This is a genomic window from Amycolatopsis sp. NPDC102389, assembly GCF_044765885.1.
Lineage (GTDB): Bacteria > Actinomycetota > Actinomycetes > Mycobacteriales > Pseudonocardiaceae > Amycolatopsis.
Genome location: NZ_JBIWKX010000132.1, coordinates 1 through 2,026 on the forward strand (window position 1 = coordinate 1; position 2,026 = coordinate 2,026).

Sequence of the window (2,026 nt, forward strand, 5' to 3'; positions counted from 1 at the left end):
CGGCCTGAGGTGGCGGGCAGTGGTTCTTCGGTGCCGGGGGTGCTGACCCTGCCTGAGGTGGCGAAGTGGCGTCCCGCGAAGGACGGCACCGGTCCCCGGACGTTGAGGGCCTTCCTGGAATCACGGCCCCACCCGCCAGGTTTCGGCCTGAAATCAGGGAAGTGGCAGCGCTCGAGACAAATGGCCCAGGACTGGATCAATGCCTGGGTAGAAGACCTGCACGGAGAAAAAATGACGCTGCAGGCGGTCGTGAAACTGTCCGGTGGCTTGGTCGGACAGGCTCAGGTCAGTGTGCTGTGGCATCGTCTTGAACGGCCGTGGATTCCTGAGGATGTGGTGGGCTGGCGTCCTGCACCGGATGGCACGGGACCCCAAACGTTCCGGGACTTCCTGAACAAGCGAGGAGGCCTCCCGGACGGCTTCACCCTGAAATCGAAGGGCCGGCGGGGGGCGAGGACGAGTGTGGTCGCCCGGGGCTGGATCAATGCCTGGGTGGCAGAGCTTTACGGAAAGATGACGTATGCGGAGGTCGCGGAACTGTCCGGTGGCTTGATCAGTAAGAATCAGGTCGGAGCGTTGTGGGCAGGCATTGCCAGGGAATCGGATACGAGGGTGCCGGAGGTGCCGGGGGTGCTGACCCGGCCTGAGGTGGTGGGGTGGCGTCCCGCGAAGGACGGCACCGGTCCGCGGACGTTGAGGGCTTTCCTGGAATCACGGCCCCACCCGCCAGGTTTCGGCCTGAAATCGAAGGACCGGCCGCATTCGAGCCAGATGGCCCAGAACTGGATCAATGCCTGGGTGGAAGACCTGCACGAGGAGATGACGCAGGCGGAAGTCGTGGAATTGTCCGATGGTTTGGTCAGTCGCTCTCACATCGGCGAGTTGTGGCGGCGTCTTGAGGGGTCGTGGGTTTCTGAGGATGTGCCGGTGGATGTGGTGGGCTGGCGTCCTGCACCGGATGGCACAGGCCCCCGCACGTTCCGGGATTTCTTGAACACGCGAGGAGATCTCCCGGCAGGTTTCACCCTGAAGCCGAAGGGCCGGGCGGGGGTGAGGACGAGTGCGGTCGCCCAGGGCTGGATCAATGCCTGGGCGAAAAAGCTTTACGGGAAGATGCCGCAGGAGGACGTCGCGGAACTGTCCGGTGGCTTGATCAATATTAACCTGGTGGGGGTGTTGTGGGAGGGCTTTGCCAGGGAGTCGGATGCGGGGGTGCTGACCCGGCCTGAGGTGGTGGGGTGGCGTCCCGCGGAGGACGGTACTGGTCCGCGGACGTTGAGGGCTTTCCTGGAGTCACGGCCCCACCCGGAAGGTTTCGTCCTGAAATCAGGGAAGCGACAGCGCTCGAGTCAGATGGCCCAGGAGTGGATCGATGCCTGGCTGGCAGGTCTTCACGAAGAAGATACGACGCAGGCGGAAGTCGCGGATATGTCCGGTGGTCTGGTTAGTCAGACTATGGTCTGCCGGCGGTGGCGGCGTCTTGAGGGGCCAGAGATTCCTGAGGATGTGCCGGGGGATGTGGTGGACTGGCGCCCTGCACCGGATGGCACGGGGCCTCGTACGTTCCGGGATTTCCTGAACAAACGGGGAGGTCTCCCGGACGGCTTCGAACTGAAGTCAGCGAGCCGACTGCGCTTGAACAAGCCAACCCAGGGTTGGGTCAATGCCTGGGTGGCTGGTCTTGACGGTGAGATGTCGTATGCGGAGGTCGCGGAACTGTCCGGTGGCTTGATCAACAAGGATCAGGTCAGAGAGTTGAGGGCTGTTGTCGCGAGGGGTGTGGGTGGGGGTGTTCCTGTTCGGCTGGCGGAGGAGGCGGCGGTGGCGCGGGCGCGGTCGCGGGCGCTTTCGCGGCGCGAGAGTGACAGCGAGAGCGAGAGTGACAGCGAGGGTGACAGCGAGGGTGAGGGTGACAGCGAGAGTGTGGGTGGGGGTGGGGTGTGGGAGGTGGGTGATCTGGCTGCTGTGCCGGTGGGGAATGTGTTCGGGGTCGCGATCGAGTTGGCGGATGTGGGGGTGTTGGTCG

At 64.2% G+C, this 2,026-nt stretch carries 1 protein-coding gene; it reads left to right on the forward strand.

Translation table 11 applies throughout. The annotated features are described in order from the left end of the window. Positions 1 to 39: 39 nt before the first annotated feature. Positions 40 to 2,026, forward strand: a 1,987-nt coding sequence (locus ACIRGA_RS40825) for a hypothetical protein (protein WP_400952953.1), incomplete at its 3' end; no start/stop codon positions are given.